Below are 3941 nucleotides of genomic sequence, written 5' to 3' on the forward strand. Positions count from 1 at the left end.
TTCTTATACTACTGAGGTTTCTACATCGTCCCGGCTAAAAACCATTTTTAGCTTTAGAACTTTAAATTATGCAAAAGTAAATAAGACTATCTAAAAGCTGTACTGTATTCTGAAAAGGAATGTGCTGAAGTTTTTATAATATTTAATAAATGTTATTGCTTAAGTGTGTGAATGATGTATAATGCTACGTCAGGAGAGTTTAAATTCAACCAAGCGAGGATGGTTACCTTTCTACAATAAACTCTATTTAGGTTCAATGGTTGTAATATAGATACAACTTATTTTGTTCCCGTAAAGTCATGCGAATCAGATATGACTGACTATTCAAAACGAAAAATAGCTTACTTCTCCATGGAAATCGCCGTTGATCCAAGCATGCCGACTTATAGCGGCGGCCTTGGAATGCTGGCGGGTGATACAATACGCTCCGCTGCTGACCTCAAGGTGCCCATGATAGCTTTATCATTATTACATAGGAAAGGGTATTTTTATCAAAAACTTGATCCAAATGGGTGGCAGAGAGAGGAACCGGCAGAATGGGTAGTAGAAGATTTCTTGACAGAAATGCCTGAAAGAGTTTCAGTTGTGATTGAGGGTAGATCAGTTCAGATTCGTTCATGGAAATACGCGGTCACTGGAATAGCAGGCTTCGAAGTACCAGTTTATTTTCTCGATACTTATCTTCCAGAGAACTCCGAATCGGATAGAACATTGACACACTACCTCTATGGAGGAGACCAAAGGTACCGGCTCTGTCAGGAAGTCATTTTAGGTATCGGTGGGGTCAGGATGCTTCGTACTCTAGGGTATCAAGATATAGTGCGATTTCACATGAATGAAGGTCATTCTAGCCTATTGACGCTTGAGCTTCTCAATGAAGAAAGTAAAGGTGAACACAATAGTGCAGTTACCATTGAAAACATAGAGTCCGTGAAAAAGAGATGCGTTTTTACCACTCATACTCCTATCCCTGCAGGGCATGATCAGTTTCCCTTGGAAATTGTCAATAACATCCTTGGTCTAAGAGATACGAATGGCATTAAAGATATCATAAGCTGCAACGGATTACTTAATATGACCCATCTGGCGTTAAATCTAAGTAGCTATATAAATGGTGTCGCAAAAAAACATGGCGAAATCTCAAAACTTATGTTCAATGGTTATAATATTGATGCAATAACAAATGGCATTCACGCGCCTACTTGGGTTTCTAATTACTTCCAAGGACTTTTTGATCGATATGTGCCTGACTGGATGCAAGATAATTTCAGCCTGAGGTATGCTTTGAACATTCCCAAATCTGAATTGTGGGATGCGCATGTAAAATCCAAAAAAGAATTGATTGAGCATGTAAACAGGGAAACAAACATCGGATTGGACTTGGATCACCTGACTATAGGATTAGCTCGAAGGGCTACTAAATATAAAAGGACGGATCTTATTTTCACTGATATAGAACGATTGAAAGGAATTTCAACTGAAATCGGTCCAGTCCAGATCGTCATTTCAGGAAAGGCTCATCCACAGGATCAAGACGGAAAGCAATTAATACAACGAATATATGAAGTCAAAAAATTGCTCCAAAGCGATCTCAAAATCTCCTACCTTGAGAATTATGATATGATGCTTTCTAAAATGATAATCGCTGGTGTCGATGTTTGGCTTAACACCCCTCAACCTCCTCTCGAAGCATCGGGAACAAGCGGGATGAAAGCAGCACTAAATGGAGTGCCAAGCTTAAGCATCCTGGATGGATGGTGGATAGAGGGATGCATTGAAGGAGTTACGGGCTGGTCTATTGGAGAAAATAGTCGAGAAGTTGATCAAAATAACGAACAAACCTATCGTGATGCACTATCTCTTTACCAAAAGCTCGAGCAAGTCGTCCTTCCCCTTTTCTACAATGACCGAGATAGCTTCATAGATGTAATGCGAAACGCTATAGCCTTAAATGCATCATTTTTTAATACTCAGAGGATGCTTAAAGAATACGTACTAAAGGCCTACTTGGGTTGATTTAAAAAGTTCTTCATGACATGTAAAGTGCCAACTCTGGATCAGTCCTAAGCTTTGCACCTATTTAAGATTTTCGAAGTTATGAAATCGAGTAGTTTAACATTTTTTCGAAACTATATTCAAACAGTCCTTCATTTATCCCCACATTATAGATAGAGTTTATAATCCAAGGTTTAGGACCGACCCCATTAATACTATGTCCCCGTTTTTTACTTTCAAGCTAACAGTTGTTCATTGTCCTATTTTTTGACAAGCCTACACATTTCACCCATATAGTCGAACTAACAAAGGGTTTAAAATCTATAAGAATGATTATGGCATGAACCTTGCAAACGTAAATATTTATACTTAGGTGGAGGGGAGTCATGATGAGGAAAAAATGCATTCAAACGATCTTTGTATCGTGTATATTATTAGCGGGGTTTCAATTATTAGTAAATTTAAGTATATCGACAGCATTCGCAAACGAAGTTCTGTTAGATCCACTAACCCAGCCGAAATTTATTAATAACCTGCCGATTCCAGCAAGGGTTGATGCAACTAACGGAGGATTTTTTGAAGTCAGTATAACTCAGCTCCAACAGCATCTGGGAATCATCGATCCACTAACAGAAGCTCCTCTTATGACAACTGTGTGGGGATACAACGGAACCTACCCCGGCCCGACTTTCGTCGCTCAAAAAGACACGCCGATAAACGTCTTGTGGAAAAACGAACTGGTTGAGGAGGGTGTACCTTTGCCCCATCTGCTTCCGGTGGATACTACATTACACTGGGCAAACCCCGCCGGTTGGCCTGCCAGCGGAGTTCCAGTGGTAACACATCTCCACGGTGGCCATTCAGAATCAGCAAGCGACGGCTTGCCGGAAGCCTGGTTTACCCCCGGATTTGCCTTAACGGGTCCTGATTTCGTAAAGGAAACATACACATATGATAACGATCAAGGAGCGGCCACTCTCTGGTATCACGACCACGCTTTAGGCATCACAAGGCTTAATGTTTATGCTGGTCTTGCTGGATTCTACCTTCTACGGGATGATAATGAACAGGCGCTAATTGATAACAATATTATCCCGGGTGATCCCTATGAGATAGAAATAGCAATACAAGACCGGTTATTTAAAGAAAATGGGCAGCTCTTCTATCCTGCCGAATCAGAGGGGGAGCTGACAGAGAATGAACTGCCAGAGCCGAGCGTTTTGCCGGAAGTCTTTGGTGACTTGATCCTTGTGAATGGCATGACCTGGCCGGTACTGGAAGTTGAACCAAGGAAATACCGTTTCCGCATACTGAATGGATCGGACTCCAGATTCTACGTCTTGGAGTTTAGAGATTCAATGGAAAACGGAATTTCTCAACAGTTCCTGCAGATCGGAACGGAGGATAGTTTACTTCCCTTGCCAGTCTTACTAAATCAGCTGGTCATCGGTCCCGGCGAGCGTGCAGACCTTGTATTCGATTTCACTGATTTTAATGGTCAAGAGATCTTCCTGAGAAATTTCGGTCCAGACGAGCCCTTCAAAGGCTTAAATCCCGATGGCACCTTGAACGACGGTGAGGGCGGGGTGCTTCCCCCAGCTAATCCGGCAACCACAGGCCAGGTCATGAAGTTTGAGGTCAACCTGGCTTTCTCGGATATCCCAAATGCCACGATTGATTTCGATACACGACTTCGCCAAGATTTCATTCCTCTTGTTCAGACTGGCCCTACGAGGGAACTGGTTCTATTCGAGGGTCTGGATAACTTTGGGCGTCTCCAGCCACTGCTTGGTACACTGGCAGAAGGCTCTTTAGCATGGTTTGAACCCATCACTGAAAACCCGATACTGAATGACATCGAGGTCTGGGAGATATATAATGCAACAGAAGATGCTCATCCAATCCACTTGCACTTGGTAGCCTTTCAGATAATAGATCGCGAGTCA

The 3941-nt window shown here is 42.1% G+C and carries 2 protein-coding genes; both read left to right on the plus strand.

Features of this window, described 5'->3' with window-relative positions; translation table 11 throughout:
- The first annotated feature begins 312 nt into the window (after window positions 1-312).
- On the plus strand, window positions 313-2016 hold the full coding sequence (gene glgP / locus VGA95_10065) for an alpha-glucan family phosphorylase (GenBank protein ID HEX9666884.1): 1704 nt from the start codon (window positions 313-315) through the stop codon (window positions 2014-2016).
- 365 nt (window positions 2017-2381) lie between these two features.
- Window positions 2382-3941: multicopper oxidase domain-containing protein (locus VGA95_10070; protein ID HEX9666885.1), on the plus strand; the 1560-nt coding region annotated here is incomplete at its 3' end.

It is taken from the genome of Thermodesulfobacteriota bacterium (assembly GCA_036397855.1).
Lineage (GTDB): Bacteria > Desulfobacterota_D > UBA1144 > Nemesobacterales > CSP1-2 > DASWID01.